Annotated in this window: 16 protein-coding genes; 5 read left to right on the top strand and 11 right to left on the bottom strand. The window is 51.2% G+C overall.

Features of this window, described 5'->3' with window-relative positions; all coding sequences use genetic code 11:
• Positions 1 to 69: 69 nt before the first annotated feature.
• From D5398_RS11140 to D5398_RS11125, 4 genes are all read left to right on the top strand, one after another.
• Positions 70 to 702, top strand: a complete 633-nt coding sequence (locus D5398_RS11140; protein WP_120507684.1) for an NADPH-dependent F420 reductase — start codon at positions 70 to 72, stop codon at positions 700 to 702.
• Between the two features lie 250 nt (positions 703 to 952).
• Positions 953 to 1,432 carry an Hcp family type VI secretion system effector gene (locus D5398_RS11135; protein WP_120507683.1) on the top strand — a complete coding sequence of 160 codons (480 nt, stop codon included), beginning with the start codon at positions 953 to 955 and terminating at the stop codon, positions 1,430 to 1,432.
• Between the two features lie 9 nt (positions 1,433 to 1,441).
• Positions 1,442 to 2,317, top strand: a complete 876-nt coding sequence (locus tag D5398_RS11130; RefSeq protein ID WP_208645937.1) for a hypothetical protein — start codon at positions 1,442 to 1,444, stop codon at positions 2,315 to 2,317.
• Positions 2,311 to 2,817 carry a hypothetical protein gene (locus D5398_RS11125; RefSeq protein ID WP_120507682.1) on the top strand — a complete coding sequence of 169 codons (507 nt, stop codon included), beginning with the start codon at positions 2,311 to 2,313 and terminating at the stop codon, positions 2,815 to 2,817. Before D5398_RS11130 ends, D5398_RS11125 begins: the two co-directional genes overlap by 7 nt.
• A 52-nt stretch (positions 2,818 to 2,869) precedes the next feature.
• Here D5398_RS11125 and D5398_RS11120 read toward each other — a convergent pair whose 3' ends face one another.
• The 10 genes from D5398_RS11120 to D5398_RS11075 form a co-directional block, all read right to left on the bottom strand.
• Positions 2,870 to 3,547, bottom strand: a complete 678-nt coding sequence (locus D5398_RS11120; RefSeq protein ID WP_120507681.1) for a DUF1989 domain-containing protein — start codon at positions 3,545 to 3,547, stop codon at positions 2,870 to 2,872.
• Between the two features lie 13 nt (positions 3,548 to 3,560).
• Positions 3,561 to 4,226, bottom strand: a complete 666-nt coding sequence (locus D5398_RS11115) for an amino acid ABC transporter permease (protein ID WP_120507680.1) — start codon at positions 4,224 to 4,226, stop codon at positions 3,561 to 3,563.
• On the bottom strand, positions 4,226 to 4,879 hold the full coding sequence (locus D5398_RS11110; protein ID WP_120507679.1) for an amino acid ABC transporter permease: 654 nt from the start codon (positions 4,877 to 4,879) through the stop codon (positions 4,226 to 4,228). Before D5398_RS11110 ends, D5398_RS11115 begins: the two co-directional genes overlap by 1 nt.
• 3 nt (positions 4,880 to 4,882) lie before the next feature.
• Entirely contained in the window at positions 4,883 to 5,530 is a 648-nt protein-coding gene (locus tag D5398_RS11105; protein WP_120507678.1) for an urea carboxylase-associated family protein, read from the bottom strand.
• Positions 5,514 to 6,143 carry a DUF1989 domain-containing protein gene (locus D5398_RS11100; RefSeq protein WP_120507711.1) on the bottom strand — a complete coding sequence of 210 codons (630 nt, stop codon included), beginning with the start codon at positions 6,141 to 6,143 and terminating at the stop codon, positions 5,514 to 5,516. The genes D5398_RS11105 and D5398_RS11100 overlap by 17 nt, the downstream gene beginning before the upstream one ends.
• Before the next feature lie 3 nt (positions 6,144 to 6,146).
• Positions 6,147 to 6,983, bottom strand: a complete 837-nt coding sequence (locus D5398_RS11095; RefSeq protein ID WP_120507677.1) for a transporter substrate-binding domain-containing protein — start codon at positions 6,981 to 6,983, stop codon at positions 6,147 to 6,149.
• A 251-nt stretch (positions 6,984 to 7,234) separates the two neighbouring features.
• The gene (locus D5398_RS11090; protein ID WP_120507676.1) at positions 7,235 to 8,086 is read right to left on the bottom strand and encodes a MurR/RpiR family transcriptional regulator; all 852 of its coding nucleotides are present in this window, start codon (positions 8,084 to 8,086) and stop codon (positions 7,235 to 7,237) included.
• 109 nt (positions 8,087 to 8,195) lie between these two features.
• Complete coding sequence (locus tag D5398_RS11085) at positions 8,196 to 8,393, bottom strand: hypothetical protein (protein ID WP_120507675.1); 198 nt, start codon at positions 8,391 to 8,393, stop codon at positions 8,196 to 8,198.
• A gap of 175 nt (positions 8,394 to 8,568) precedes the next feature.
• Positions 8,569 to 9,207, bottom strand: a complete 639-nt coding sequence (locus D5398_RS11080) for a nitroreductase family protein (RefSeq protein WP_120507674.1) — start codon at positions 9,205 to 9,207, stop codon at positions 8,569 to 8,571.
• 137 nt (positions 9,208 to 9,344) lie between these two features.
• Positions 9,345 to 10,229 carry a LysR family transcriptional regulator gene (locus D5398_RS11075; RefSeq protein WP_120507673.1) on the bottom strand — a complete coding sequence of 295 codons (885 nt, stop codon included), beginning with the start codon at positions 10,227 to 10,229 and terminating at the stop codon, positions 9,345 to 9,347.
• A gap of 138 nt (positions 10,230 to 10,367) precedes the next feature.
• Here D5398_RS11075 and D5398_RS11070 point away from each other — a divergent pair, with 138 nt between their 5' ends.
• On the top strand, positions 10,368 to 11,327 hold the full coding sequence (locus D5398_RS11070) for a zinc-binding dehydrogenase (protein WP_120507672.1): 960 nt from the start codon (positions 10,368 to 10,370) through the stop codon (positions 11,325 to 11,327).
• 89 nt (positions 11,328 to 11,416) lie between these two features.
• Here the strand turns inward: D5398_RS11070 and D5398_RS11065 are convergent, their stop codons facing one another.
• A complete protein-coding gene (locus D5398_RS11065) occupies positions 11,417 to 13,978 on the bottom strand; it encodes an autotransporter outer membrane beta-barrel domain-containing protein (RefSeq protein ID WP_120507671.1) in 2,562 nt (853 codons plus the stop codon).
• Positions 13,979 to 13,984 lie beyond the last annotated feature (6 nt).

Below are 13,984 nucleotides of genomic sequence, written 5' to 3'. Positions count from 1 at the left end.
TGGCAATTTATCAATACTGAGTGTGGAATTATTCTTAACCTATCGACAGCAAAATGAAAGGTGAGAATCATGAAAATAGGCATTATTGGTGCGGGGTTTGTGGGCAGAGCGGTGGCTAAACTGGCGATCAAAGCCGGGCATCAGGTCATGCTCAGTAATTCACGCGGGCCGCAAACATTGTTCAGTCTTAAACCTATGATCGGTTGTGAAACCGGTACAGCGGCGCAAGCCGCTTCTTTTGGCGATATCGTGGTGATCGCCGTGCCGCTGACGGCTATCGGGCAATTGCCGGTGGCAGAGATTGCCGGTAAACCGGTGATCGATGCTGTGAACTATTATCCAGAGCGCGACGGGCAGGTGGCTGAGCTGGATAACCGGAGCACCACTACCAGCGAATATCTCGCCGGTTTTCTGCCGCAGTCGAAAGTCACCAAAGCGTTCAATGCGATTCAGATGACCGATCTCGAAAGCGATGGTCTGCCCTCCGGCGATGCGCAACGTCGCGCTCTGCCGCTGGCAGGTGATGATCCTGAAACGAAAAAAGCAGTTATTGCACTGTATGACGCTTTTGGTTTTGACACCGTGGATACAGGCGCACTTTCCGAAGGCTGGCGCTTTGAGCGCGGTATGCCGACTTATTGTGTGCGGATGACAGAAAATGAATTAAAAACGGCGCTGGAAAGGGCTGTAAAACCGGAATAGCCATTGCGTAATAAATGAAATCACTAATGTTAACCCTTTAAGAATATTCACTTAAAGGGTTAGTAAGCTCTGTTTTTCAAACGGTTATTAATGTAATTCATTCGTGGGAATAATACGTTGTCGTTATCACTTTAGTGAGGTCATAGAGATATAATTCTTATGAATTATTATTTTAATTGGTATTGATATCTAGTATTTGTTTAAGCCTATTCGCTGAGTTATAAACTCTGGAACTAAAAGGAGTTATATCATGGCTAATTTGATTTATATGACCTTAACCGGTGAAAAACAAGGGCTGATATCGCAGGGTTGCGGAACTTATGACTCTATGGGAAATAAATATCAGGCCTCACATCAGGATCAAATCTTTCTTCTCGCCCTCACACACAGCACCCACCGTGCTCAAAACGTTTGTCATCAGCCTGTTTCAGTGACCAAACTGGTAGACAAATCCTCGCCCTTGCTCGGGGTAGCCATTGCCAATAATGAAAAACTGCAATGCAATTTTGATATTTTGCGCACCAATAAAACGGGTATGAACAGTAAGTATTATTCAATTGAGTTACGTGATGCATTCCTTATTGATGTCTCGCTTAATTTCCCACACTCCGTCGATCACAACGGTGCCGAAGCCGAAGAAACGCTGATCTTCACCTTCAACAGTATTACCTGGCAACACCATCAGGCCGGTACGTCCGGTTACAGTTTCTGGCAAGATATTGTGATGTAAGGGGGATGTATGAGTGAACGGAAGCATATTGTGGATGGGCTTTCCTATGGGCTCAGAACCAAGGGATTAATTTATACTAAAATTTTAGGGTGGGTAGATCTTGGTCATGCCCGAGGTGACGATATGAGAAGGCTAAAAAAAATTCTCTTCGAGGAAAAAGGTAGGAAATTTTTCCCAAAGCTAAATGAATGGTATTTCCCCGTAGATTATTATCAGGAAATGGCCTATCTCATTGATGGTAAAGAATTGAACATATGGGGTGGGATCCATTCCCCTTTAATGGTTCGATCATGTTTGAGTGATGAAATGAAAAAAAGAGTCGCACTCACTATCATGATGAAAATCGCGTGGAGGTTTGAAGCTTTTCAGGATTCAAGTATTATCAACTGGAAAACGGATAGCGGTTTCAGTTGTGAAGACCTCGTTTCTGATCTGGTCGGTTTTTACAGGATATTCGGTAATGATGTCGATGTGTTGAGGTTAGCTCAGCCAACGAGGTTAACTTATGCTTTATCAATATGGGATCATTATGGCCCAATGGGTGGTTTTAAAAATTATGGTTTTAGACCATTATTATTTCCTCAACCATGCCCGCCCAAGAAATTTTTACCCCGATTAGGTTACGTTCCTTCCTGGTTAGACTATATAAAACCTCTGGGGGATTTATCTAAAAAATTTATTTCTAACAGATATTTAAACACACCAGCTAAAGACCTGTTTGCCGATAAAAATAGATTAAATGGTGAGGCATATATAACATTACGTAATGGTTTTGATTTTCGATATAAACCAGAAATGCCCTCACATTTTAACTTTCATCCTCACCACCCGTTTGCGCCAGATTATTTTAGTATTGGTGGGGATAGCCCAAACCCCACATGGTGATGAATTCTATCATTCTAATTTTCCATTATAATAATTGGGGTTGTGAATTGTGTAATTTAATTAAATGGTTACTGCTTGCTTTTGCTATGTTTTTTTCTGGGTTTATTTATGTAATTATTAAAACTGCTGACACCTTTGACGGTAGAGAGTATTCCCGTTCAGATTACGTGCATTACTACTTCATTACGCCGGATTTGTTTATGGAGCCGCCAAACATTCCAGGAATAATCACGTATTATAGTGAAGGGGATGATAACTATGGCTATTTTCAGCGAAGCATTACCTGGAGTGATGTTGCAGACGTACCTGCTGCTGAAAAAATAATAGAACAATTTTTTATCAGCAAGGGATACACCAAACGTAAAGATGGCCTGGTGTGGCGGTTTTACTGGTCGAATTATGTCCCTGACCCGAAAACGTGTGACAACGAACAATACAGTACTGTCTGGGGCTATCATGAAATCAGTATAGAGTTGATCACAGGGACCAGAGGGTGTTAATAAACCCACGCATCTGCGTGGATTTACTCTCTCTCCAACAAATCACCGATCATTAAACCCCTTCCGGCACCCATGCCCCCTGTAATGTCACCTGCGGGAAACCGGACGTCAGAATGCGAAGTTCGGCATCGCGCGGGGTGTTGTCGCCCTGACCCTGAATGCTGACGATGTCCTGCGGGCAGGCGGAGAAGGCGACGTAGCAATCCATTTCGGCGCGCAGGATAATGTAATCACCCGGACGCGTGACGACCGGCAGGGTTTTCAGCGTGCGGCCATCCGGTTGTACCTGAATGTTCATGAAGATGTTGAACGAAGCCAGATTACCGTGCGGCAGTTTCACGCCCAGTTCAGCCATGCCTTCAAACAGGTTATCGTGGCAGTTGCGGTGCGGTTCTGTGCAGCCGAGCAACTCATAGCGACGGGCATCGCAGGCGGCCATAAAGGTGTCGTGTACGCCCGGTGAGGTATCGTCGACCAGCGTCAGAATCGGATGGCGCTGGCTGGTGATAAAGCTGTCGCCGACCTGCGGATTCAGCCGCTGGTTCCAGACGCGGGTGGCTTCCATACACATATATTCAGTGACGTCTTCGGCGTTGTACGCCCAGCAATCTACCACCTGTGTTCCATAAAGATTCACTACCTGCACGGCTTCGCCTTTGGCAAGACGCACGGCTTTCCCGTGGCGGGCGGCTATCAACTGGATGTCACGATGCTCAAATTCAGCCGACATTTTTTTCTCCTGGTTAATGTTGCATGCCGCGACGATAGCGCGTCATGCGAAATTCAATATGGCGCGCCAGCCAGTCAATCAGACTGTTCAGCACCCAGTAGCAAAGCGCGACCGTGAGATAAATCTCCAGCGGCGCGTAAGTCTCAGAAATCGCCTGTTTGGCGGCGTACATAAATTCCTGCACCGAAACAATCGACAGCAGCGCGGAATCTTTAATCAGACCGATCATCAGTCCGACCAGCGGTGACAGCATCTGCGGCAGCGTTTGTGGCAATACCACGTCGCGCAGCTGTTCGGTGCGGCTCAGCCCTAACACGCGGCAGGCTTCCCACTGTCCGCGCGGTAACATCTCTATTGCTGAGCGAATCACCTGCGCGATGTACGGCGCGTAATACAAGGTCAGCGCCAGAACGCCGACCTGCGGCGAGGTAAAGGTGATGTCGTATTCCGGCAGCACGAAATAAAGCAGATAGATGACAATCAGCAGCGGAAGCGCCAGCGTCAGGCTGGTGTAAACATGCAGTAACCGCTGCCAGAAAGGCGGGGCTCGCATCAAGGCAACCGCCATCAGCGTGCCCCACAACAGCGAGCAGATTGCCGCTATCGCGCAGAGTTTCAGCGTGGCGATCATGCCCGCGCCGAGCGACGGTAATGAGGTGAGAATTGCCTGCCAGTCCATTACGTCGTCCTCCGTTTCGCTTGCAGTTGCCGCACGGCGCTGATGAGCGGCAGGGCGATCAGCAAATAACCTGCTGACACTAAAAGCAGCACCTGTGTGGCATCGTAAGTGCGGGCAATCACGATTTGTCCGGCATAGGTCAGTTCGGTCAGCGCCACCACGGATGCCAGCGGCGTGGTTTTGAGCAAAATCGTAAACTCATTGACCAGCATCGGCAGGCTGGCGCGGATCACTTGTGGATTAATCACGTACCACCACGTCAGCCAGCGGTTCAGCCCCAGCGTACGTGCAGCTTCACGCTGTCCGCGCGTTACCAGACTCTGATTAACACGCAGGATTTCCGCGACATATGCGCCGCTGTTCAGGCCAATCGCCAGTACCGCTGCCAGCATCGGCTGACCGCCAAGCCCCAGACGCGGCAGGGTGAAAAACACCACAAAAAGTTGCACGATGGCCGGAGTGCCGCGCATCAGACTGACGTACAGTCGCCCGATAGCACGCCACAACCAGGCTTTGCGCAGCTGGAGAAAGCAGATGATTTGCCCGCATATCAGGCTCAGCAGCGCCGCGAGTACGGTAAGCGTCAGCGTCATCAGCAGGCCGTGCCCTAATTCGGGAAGCGCCGCAATCACCTGTTCGTCCAGCCCCAACATGCGCTACTCCTCGCCAAATGCCGACAGGTTTTCCGCCACCGAAAGGCGTAGCGGAGCCGGTTTATCGTTGCCTTCAATACCCGTACAACAGGCGGAAACGACAAACAGGGTATCAGCGACCACGCGACAAGTGATGCTGTCCCCCGGCTGCGTGCGGTTGGTTTCCGGCAAAATATCGCCTTCACGCGTCAGCCGGACATGCATAAAAAGATTGATAGGATCCGGCAGTTTCGGCACGTTCATGCCCAGCCGTGCCAGTTCCGCGCTGACCGATTCGATGCAGCCGTCGCCCTGATAACCGCGCTCTGCCAGCCACGCGGTGGTCGAACCCGGCAGCAGCAGGTCATGGCGTTTTACGCTGTCTTTACCCAGCACCATCACCGGACGACGGCGGTTATTCACCAGACGCATTCCTGAACCCAGCAGATAGCTGTTGCTGAATACGCGGGTGTGATGGACTGACAGCCAGGCTGCCGGGTCAGTCAGGCTGAAACCAAACAGGGAAGCCACCGCGCCTTCACCCGCCGCCGTGATGCGCAGCAGCTGGCCGCGCAGAACGCGAATGGAGCCTGTTTCACCGGCTTTGATGTCTGCCGACGCTGCCAGCGGACGGACTTCGTTTTCGGCCCAGGCCTCACGCATTAACAGCATGTGTTACCTCCGCGTGGTAATGGTTGCTTACCTGAATATCGACCGGCGTCACCTGTAAGCCGTTGCCGGGAATGATGTCCTGCGGGCAGGATGACACCGCACAAATCAGATCACACAGTGCCTCGAAGACAATGCGGTCACCGGCTTTGCTGTTCGGATCGGTCACCTCCATACGGCCATCGGCAGTGACCGGCCCGTTCTGGAACAGGTTGAACGGCTCCGGCAGACTGAAATAGGTCACGCCGTGTGCCTTCATGCCTTCGAGCAGGTTATCGACGCAGTTACGGTGGCCTTCTACTCCGAAATCGATACTGAAACGCGTGCGGTCACAGGCCGGAACATTGGCGTCATGAATACCAATGGTGTCGGCAACGATACGCAGCATCGGGCGGTTTTCACTCGACCACAGCGCGTCTCCCGGTTTGAAGAACAGTGAGCGCAGATGCTGACGCGTATGCACCGGCGACAGTTTTTCATTCAGATCAGCGGCATTCACGGCCACAAAATCGGCGGCTTGCTGGCCTTCGGCATCAATGACGGTAATAAATTGCCCTTTGTTCACGATAAAGGTTTGGCCATGACCGGCAGGCACCGTCAGCAGGGATTGGCACATAACTTACTCCTGGGGAATGAAATCGCTGGCGGGCACGGTAAAGGTGGTGCCGAGATATTGTTTTTGCAGCGTAGTGAGTTCGCCGTCTTTCTGCATCGACAGAATATGTTCACTGATGGCTTTGTTCAGACTGGTGTCGTCTTTACGGGTAGCCCATGCCATCCACTGTGACGGACCGGCTTCGCCGACCTGCACCACTTTATTCGGGTATTTTTTAACGATCGGCGCGAGCACGGATATATCGTCAAACACGAAGTCAGCACGTTTGGTCATCAGCGTGCTGACAGTCTGGTCCAGGGTATCGACGCTGATGATGGTGATCGGCTTTTTGCCTTCTTTGGTCAGCGTCTCGTTAAAGCCTTTCAGCAACTGCTCCGGCACGCTGGCACTTTTCACTGCACCGCTCAGGCCGGACAACTGTTCCGGCGACAGGGTTTTACCGCTGAATTTTTTGACATCGCTTTCACGCACCAGCACGCCGTTAACGGTTTTGCTGTAAGGCACCGTAAAAAGCACTTTTTTGGCACGTTCTGCTGTGACGTTAAGAGAAGAACCTTCTGCATTGAATGAGCCGGAAATCAGGCCTGGCAAAATGCCGCTGAACGCGGTTTTCTGAAATTCCAGTTTCACGCCCAGATCTTTAGCGAACGATTGCATGATTGCCACGCTGTAACCGGTGATCTCGCCTTTGTCGTTGGTGAACTCATAAGGAGGAAACGTCGGGTCGATACCGACGGTGATTTTGCCGCTGCTTTTAATATCTGACAGCGTGTCAGCCTGTGCCGTGGTAGCCGCGCCAGCAGTAACTAAAGCGGCGATCAGCAATGCTATTTTTTTCATTATGGTGTTTCCCTGGTGTTGGTGAAATGTCACTAACCTCAGAGCAGTTTCCATGCCAGTTTTTTAATCAGTCGCAGGCTAAATAAGGCAGGAAACGGTTTTTTCTTAAGTAATCAATGAGAAACAACTGTTTCTTGTTTTGTTATTTTAATTTCACTGATTTCACGAGAAGGAAAGGGAAAGCGGCAGGAAGATCTGCCGCTGCACTGATTTGGGGATGGAATATCGAGACGGTGCGCCAGCGTGGGGCATCACTCCAGCTCTTCGAGGCTCTGGTGCAGGGTTTCGATGCTGGCAAGATGGTAGCTGCCGGTTTTTCCCATGCTGCGGGCAACCAGCGAACAAAGCAGGTTACAGACGCCGGAAAGCGCCACGGTGCTGTCGAAAATCAGATTCACGTCGGTGTGGCAACGCAATACCCAGTTGGCATATTTGGCCGGTTTACCCGCCAACACATCAGAGATATACAACATAGGCACCTGCATTTCGGCAAGTGCGCTCATGGCGGTTTCCAGTGCAGGCATCCGGCGGCGCAATCCGACGCAGATCACCACATCTTTTGGACCGAGAGCAGCCAGATGTTCCGCCAGTGAATCACCGGCACGCGGCAGCAGGCGTACGTCGGGGTGAACGTGGATCAGGTCGCGGTATATCAGCATGGCGATTGTCTGGCTGTGACGCCAGCCCATGACGACTACGCGTCTGGCATCAGCGATGGCCTCCACGCAGGCCTCCAGCTGGTCGTTTTCCAGTGAACGGAAAGTGTTTACCAGGCTGGAAATCTCTTTTTCCAGATGATTTTGTATCAGCGTACCGAAGGGCGAAGCGCTGGGCGCAGCCTGAAGATACAACGGCGAACCGCTGTTTTGCATTTCACGCGCCTGACGACGTGCAGCGTCGTAACTTTCATAACCAATATGGCGAAAGAACCGTGTGGCCGTGGCCTTGGATACGCCCGCGCTTTGTGCCAGTTCCGTCGCGGTATTCATCGCTAACTGACCCGGTGCGGCTAACAGGACATCGGCCAAACGTTGTTCGTGCAACGAAAGCTGATCCCATTGTTGCCGGATACGGCTTTCCAGCGATGCCGTTTTTGCGCTCATGAATGATCCCCGGAAAGAAAAAACTCATCCTGCACAGAACGTGCCGGGTTGTCACCAGGAAAATTGGCTCGGGCCTGATCAGAGCCAGAGCCAGAGTCGGGCAGGTCGGTCATGATCCTTTGCTGACCAGTTCCGCCGCTTTTACAAAAATTTCATCCTCGAGTCCGTCGCCTTTTTTGCGCCCCAGTCGGCGAAGTTCCTCTGTGATGCTGTAACTGTTAATGGTTTTCCCGCTGGCAATCAGCCCCATTACTGCGGCTCCGATGGCCAGCCCGATCAGACTGGTTTTCTCGTCTTTTTCCTTCATCATTACCCCGGTTGTTTTCTTTAAACGTAGCAGCCCGTTGTCACTTGGGCCTGAGTAATGATTTTAGCGGCATTTTCAGAGGGGATTAGGGAGAGTTAATCTGATAGCGGGCGGGGATTGTTTTTGAAGCTGCCCCTCTTACCCGTAAACCACGAATAAGAGGGGAGTAACCGGCTTATTTAATCTCAGTCACAAAGTTCTCGCGGCTGCGGCGCACTTTTTTCAGGTTGACCAGCCAGTCACCTTCGTTTGCACGATAGCCCAGCGGCAGCATGACCACGCTGCGTAAGTTTTTCTCTTTCAGACCGAGGATGTCATCAACGGCAACGGGATCGAAACCTTCCATCGGGGTGGCATCGACTTCTTCAAAGGCGGCAGCAATCAGCGCTGCGCCCAGACCGATATAGGCCTGACGTGCAGCGGCCTGGTAATTCGCTTCGGTGCCGCGATCTGCGACGATGCCCAGCAGCATCTGGCGATAGTTTTCCCAGCCTTCGTTTTTAAAACCACGGATGTCGTTGGTCAGGTCAAACATCATATTCACACGTTCTGGCGTGATGTCATCCCACGCTGCAAATACCAGAAGATGCGAACAGTCGGTAACCTGCGCCTGATCCCAGGAAACGGTACGGATTTTGGCGCGAATATCAGGATTGGTGACGACAAACAATTCGAACGGTTGCAGGCCGCTGGATGTCGGAGCCAGACGAATCGCTTCGAGAATACGTTCCAGTTTTTCAGTTTCTACAGTTTTGGTCGCATCAAATTTTTTGGTGGCATAGCGCCACTCAAGGCGTTCATTTAAGGTCGTCATTTTTTATTTCCGTGGAGGTGTATAAGGCCTGAATATTCGCATGATCCCGCTCCGCAGTTTTATGGATTTGAGCCCTGAGCTGAATAAGCTGCGGGCTTATGAAGGGCGTTTATATTCAATAAGATCCCGCAGTGCTTTCAGGACTTAGCCAGCTCTTCCATAAAGTGCTCAAAGAAAGCGGAAACCAGCGGCGCCGGAGGGTTGGGAAGTCGCAGCAGGTGCATAGGTCTCGGAACCGGCGCGTAATCAGGTAACACGCGGCGCAGTCTTCCGGCATCGATATCTTCCTGCAACATCACGCACGAATGCATGACGATCCCAAGACCGGATAAGGCGGCCTGGCGGATAGCTTCGCCGGAATCGACGGTAAGTCTCGGGGATACCAGTGCATCAACCAGTCCCTGAGGTCCGTTCAGCGGCCAGAGATGATCGGCGCGCCACTGGCTGAAACTGATACAGTTGTGGCCGGATAAATCAGCCGGATCCTCAGGCGTACCGTGTTTATCCAGATAAGCGGGCGATGCCGCCAGTACCATTTCATAGGGCGGAAGCGGTACGGCGATATAGCCTTCATCCTGCAAATTGCCGATGCGGATGGCTATCTGGAAGCGTTCCTCAATCAAGTCCACACGCCGGTCGCTCAACACCAGACAGGCATTCACCGCGGGAAAACGCTGCAAAAAGGTCGACAATATCGGCGTCAGTATCCTTTGCCCGAACGAAACCGGTGCGCTGATACGCAGCAGACCAGTGACTTCTTCGTTGAGATGCCGGGCCAGTGAATCAGCATCTTCGATGGTCGCGAGGATCTGCACGCCGTACAGATAAAAGCGGTGCCCGGCTTCTGTCAGTCCCTGACGCCGTGTCGTGCGGTTAATCAGCACGCAGCCGGTGCGTTTTTCCAGCATCTGGATATGTTTGCCCACCATCGCTGGCGTAATCCCGAGCTTATCAGCAGCGGCGGTAAAACTGCCGGACTCTGTCGCGCTGATGAAGGATTCAATGCACTTTAAGTAGTCCATTATTTCATCCGGTAAGAATAAAGAAGGTTATTATAAATTTTTATTATCGAATTAATAAAGCAGACATCACTTTATCTCCGGTCCCCGCATGCCGATAATCGCCGCCATAATCGTAAAATTACTTTTTAAGGAACGGCAATGCAGGCACTGGTTTTTGAAAATACAGGTACGGCAGATGTGTTACACATGCATGAATCTGCGGATCTGGTTCCGGCTGGTGATGAACTGCTGGTGGCGGTGACCGCTGCCGGACTGAACTTCGCTGATATTTATCGCCGTCAGGGGCGTTATCCGCTGGCGGGCAATTCACCCTATATTGCCGGTTATGAGGGCGCAGGTCGTGTGATTGCCGTCGGTGAAAACGTTAAAGGTTGGAAAGCGGGGGACCGGGTCGGTTTTGCCGATGTTCCACTGGCACATGCCAGCCATATCTGTGTGCCGGTTGAACACGCTATCCGCCTGCCGGAATGGTTATCAGAATCTGACGCTGCGGCCGTGTTATTACAGGGTCTGACTGCCGATTATCTGCTGCACGATGTGTTGCCGTTGCGTGCCGGAATGCATGTTGCGGTGCTGGCGGCAGCGGGTGGCGTTGGCCGGTTACTATTGCAGATGTTGAAGCATCAGGGCATCCACACTTTTGCCGTCGCGTCGAATCAGGACAAGCAGTCTGCCTGTCTCGGGCTCGGTGCAGAGGCCGCTGCCGGTTACGATACCTGGGCTAAAGAGGTCAGGGAATGGCAGAGCGGTGGCTGTGATGTGGTGTTTGATTCGGTCGGTACCACGCTTACTGAAAGCCTCGATTCGCTTAAAGACGGCGGGCGGGTGGTGTTGTTCGGTATGTCAGGCGGTGCGCTTTCTGCATTTGACCCGTCGCGCCTTCAGCTGAATTCGCACGGTATACTGGGCGCTGATCTCTGGACTTATCTGGTTTCCGGTGAAGAGCGTCAGCGTCGCGCAGACCGTCTGTTTGCACTGATTAAAGACGGGAAGGTGACACTTCCACCCGTCACTCAGTTTGCTTTATCTGCCGGTGCAGACGCGCATCGTCTGCTTGAAACCCGCAGTTTCAGCGGTAAAATTATCCTGATGCCGTAAACATCAGACCGGATAACCTTTAATTTCCGGTGAGGCCATAAAAAGAAAAATCCACGCATTGCGTGGATTTTTTGTATATATGCAGTGCATCAGAATTTCAGGGATAAACCAGCATTCACAATAAACGGTGATTCCATGTTATCGGAGTGGTTGTACTGCACACTGGCACCGACATTCAGATTTTGGGTGATTTGCGAGTTTACACCGGCTTCATAAATACCCATTACACCGGACATGTCATCTTCCAGCTGGTCGTTGTTGACCTTCACGGAGTTGCCGCTAACCGTTTCGTCTGCCACGGCGAGTTTCACGTAAGGCTTGAGTTCTACCGAACGCACGTTGTAGGTGGTACCGATGTTGACACCCGTTTCCGCGACCAGAGATTTCACACTGTCCACATCGGCCTTCATGCCATTGGAAAGCGTGTAGTTGCTGTCATTAGTCGTAAAACCGGTAATGCCAACATAAGGGGCGACAAAGGACTGATCAAACCTGAAGTATTTCCCGGTTTCCAGATGCGCTGATAACCCGTTCTGGTTGTAATCGCCGTCCGCTCTTTCACCGCTGGTCATTTTGGCGTTCACGTCATCGCTGAACCGGTTGGCTTTTACAATACCGTCAACATAATAGCCGCTGTTATTCATCCAGCTCAGATACGCCCCTGTTGACCATGAATCGACGTTACCCGAACCGTCCCGGTCGAAATCCACATCACTGTTGGTATACCCGACGAAACCCCCGACGGTCAGATGGCTGCTGGTATAATCTGTACTGGCGTCTGCACCGAGCATTACACCGTTCAGGTTCATATCAAACCCGGCTGCGTCGTTATTCACACTTTGCTTGCTGCCGATGTAACGTGACCACACGTTCAGGTCATGCGAAATATCGCGCACCGCATCGATGCGGTCACGTACGGTATGCATTTCCACATCGTTGATGACCGGCGCAGTGACGGCCATTGAAAGCACGGCAGACGTTGACGGCGTATAAGTGGGTTTCGGCGGCGCCGGTGGTGCCGGTGGCGTTGGATCTACCGGGTTCGTCGGATCAGTGGGATCTGTCGGATTGGTCGGATTGACCGGGTCTACCGGATCAACCGGATCGGGTGGTGCTGGCGGCTGAACGCCTGTCGATAAATCCCAGTTACCGGTACCGTCAGCGATCAGGCGATATTCATAAGTCCCGGCATCGACGACACCGCCTTTATTGGCAAGGGTAAATTCAACGGTACCGCCGTTTGCTGTCACCACGCGCAGAGGGGCATCGTTGGCAGGGCTGACGCCGGAATCTTTGGCATAGACATTAAAATTGCCGCTGTCGCTACCGGTAATATTCAGGGTACTGGTTTTCTGGTCGCCAATGCTGGTGTAGATGTAAAAGTTACCGCTACCGCTGAGTGAATCAGTAGTCAGTGAGCTGTAGTTGGCAGGATCAAGATAGACACTGCCGCCCTCCATATCCAGAGAATTAACCTGATAACTTGCGGGGCGGACGGTTGCAGTTGAATGGTCAACGTCATTTGAACCGTCGAAATAGAGATTACCCGAGACGGTAAAATCGGCAGCCGACGTGTCAGCATGGGCCCAGACAATGGTCGTAGCATCGCTGTTTGTGATGACGTCCCCTGTAATGACAGGATCAACTTTTCCGGCAGCCTTAATGTTTAATAGGCCATTATTTGTAATGTTATTCGCCTGGCTGTGGTCGGTGATGGTCAACACACCACCAGATGCGACAACAGTGTCGTACAGGTTGGCTTGATCATAACTGTCTGCCATGCCCTCAACAGTTAAATTGTTGACGACAGAATATCCACTCAGTTGTGCATATCCACCTTGCTCTACAAGCAGGTTATTGGACACGGAAGCTTGTTCATTATTTAAACCATCTGACCTGATGTAGCCGGAGGTATAATAACCTCCAGCTTTTACCACTGTGTCATTATCGATACCGCCACGGTTAGTCATCTGACCATACACGGTCGTGTCATTGGCTACCCCGGAAACAGGATCAAGGCTGGTGTCTTCAGGATGATAATTGGCCTTAACATATAGCTGGCCACCTTTCTGTACTGTAGTACCTTCGCTCATGCCGCCGTTCTGAACATTCTGCGTGCCGCCATCTTCAATAACCGCATTATAAGATTGCGCGGTGTTGATCTCGTTGGTTTCATTAAGAGATCCGGTATTGAGGATGCCACCCGCGCTAACGTGAGTATCGTAATCTGCGCCAAAGTGGTTATCGAGCACGGAACTGTTGCCGGTGACGACTGTATCCGTAGCAACGCCATCATTGAGGATATCCATGGTACCGGCATTGATACTGACATTCGCAGCGTTGCCGCTGAGAAGCAAACTGGCATCTGCACCATTAAGAGACGAGTTGGCAATCAGGCCAAGGTAATCGACAGTTTGTGTTCCTGCCAGGTTATTCATTCCGTTGACGATACCGCCTGCAAACACATGTTGTGAACCGTTATTGATCGTCGAATTAATTACGCTGCCAAATACATTTTGAGTATTTGCAGGGTCATCAATAGTTTCATTTTCAACAATGCTTCCTGCTGTGACATTAGTCGTGAAACTTGCCTGAGAGCTTTGTACATTTAGCGCAGCTAAGATGCCAAAAGCAATGAGTCTTGCCTTCATAAGAAT

The sequence above is a fragment of the Rahnella bruchi genome (genome assembly GCF_003614975.1).
GTDB classification, from domain to species: Bacteria; Pseudomonadota; Gammaproteobacteria; order Enterobacterales; family Enterobacteriaceae; genus Rahnella; species Rahnella bruchi.
This window is presented reverse-complemented; position numbering and strand designations above follow the sequence as displayed.

What these genes read in the sequence shown, in the direction of transcription:
- D5398_RS11140 (WP_120507684.1), top strand. Translation starts at nt 70, where the DNA reads ATGAAAATAGGCATTATTGGTGCGGGGTTTGTGGGCAGAGCGGTGGCT.
- D5398_RS11135 (WP_120507683.1), top strand. Translation starts at nt 953, where the DNA reads ATGGCTAATTTGATTTATATGACCTTAACCGGTGAAAAACAAGGGCTG.
- D5398_RS11130 (WP_208645937.1), top strand. Translation starts at nt 1,442, where the DNA reads ATGAGTGAACGGAAGCATATTGTGGATGGGCTTTCCTATGGGCTCAGA.
- D5398_RS11125 (WP_120507682.1), top strand. Translation starts at nt 2,311, where the DNA reads ATGGTGATGAATTCTATCATTCTAATTTTCCATTATAATAATTGGGGT.
- D5398_RS11120 (WP_120507681.1), bottom strand. Translation starts at nt 3,547, where the DNA reads ATGTCGGCTGAATTTGAGCATCGTGACATCCAGTTGATAGCCGCCCGC.
- D5398_RS11115 (WP_120507680.1), bottom strand. Translation starts at nt 4,226, where the DNA reads ATGGACTGGCAGGCAATTCTCACCTCATTACCGTCGCTCGGCGCGGGC.
- D5398_RS11110 (WP_120507679.1), bottom strand. Translation starts at nt 4,879, where the DNA reads ATGTTGGGGCTGGACGAACAGGTGATTGCGGCGCTTCCCGAATTAGGG.
- D5398_RS11105 (WP_120507678.1), bottom strand. Translation starts at nt 5,530, where the DNA reads ATGCTGTTAATGCGTGAGGCCTGGGCCGAAAACGAAGTCCGTCCGCTG.
- D5398_RS11100 (WP_120507711.1), bottom strand. Translation starts at nt 6,143, where the DNA reads ATGTGCCAATCCCTGCTGACGGTGCCTGCCGGTCATGGCCAAACCTTT.
- D5398_RS11095 (WP_120507677.1), bottom strand. Translation starts at nt 6,983, where the DNA reads ATGAAAAAAATAGCATTGCTGATCGCCGCTTTAGTTACTGCTGGCGCG.
- D5398_RS11090 (WP_120507676.1), bottom strand. Translation starts at nt 8,086, where the DNA reads ATGAGCGCAAAAACGGCATCGCTGGAAAGCCGTATCCGGCAACAATGG.
- D5398_RS11085 (WP_120507675.1), bottom strand. Translation starts at nt 8,393, where the DNA reads ATGAAGGAAAAAGACGAGAAAACCAGTCTGATCGGGCTGGCCATCGGA.
- D5398_RS11080 (WP_120507674.1), bottom strand. Translation starts at nt 9,207, where the DNA reads ATGACGACCTTAAATGAACGCCTTGAGTGGCGCTATGCCACCAAAAAA.
- D5398_RS11075 (WP_120507673.1), bottom strand. Translation starts at nt 10,229, where the DNA reads ATGGACTACTTAAAGTGCATTGAATCCTTCATCAGCGCGACAGAGTCC.
- D5398_RS11070 (WP_120507672.1), top strand. Translation starts at nt 10,368, where the DNA reads ATGCAGGCACTGGTTTTTGAAAATACAGGTACGGCAGATGTGTTACAC.
- D5398_RS11065 (WP_120507671.1), bottom strand. Translation starts at nt 13,978, where the DNA reads ATGAAGGCAAGACTCATTGCTTTTGGCATCTTAGCTGCGCTAAATGTA.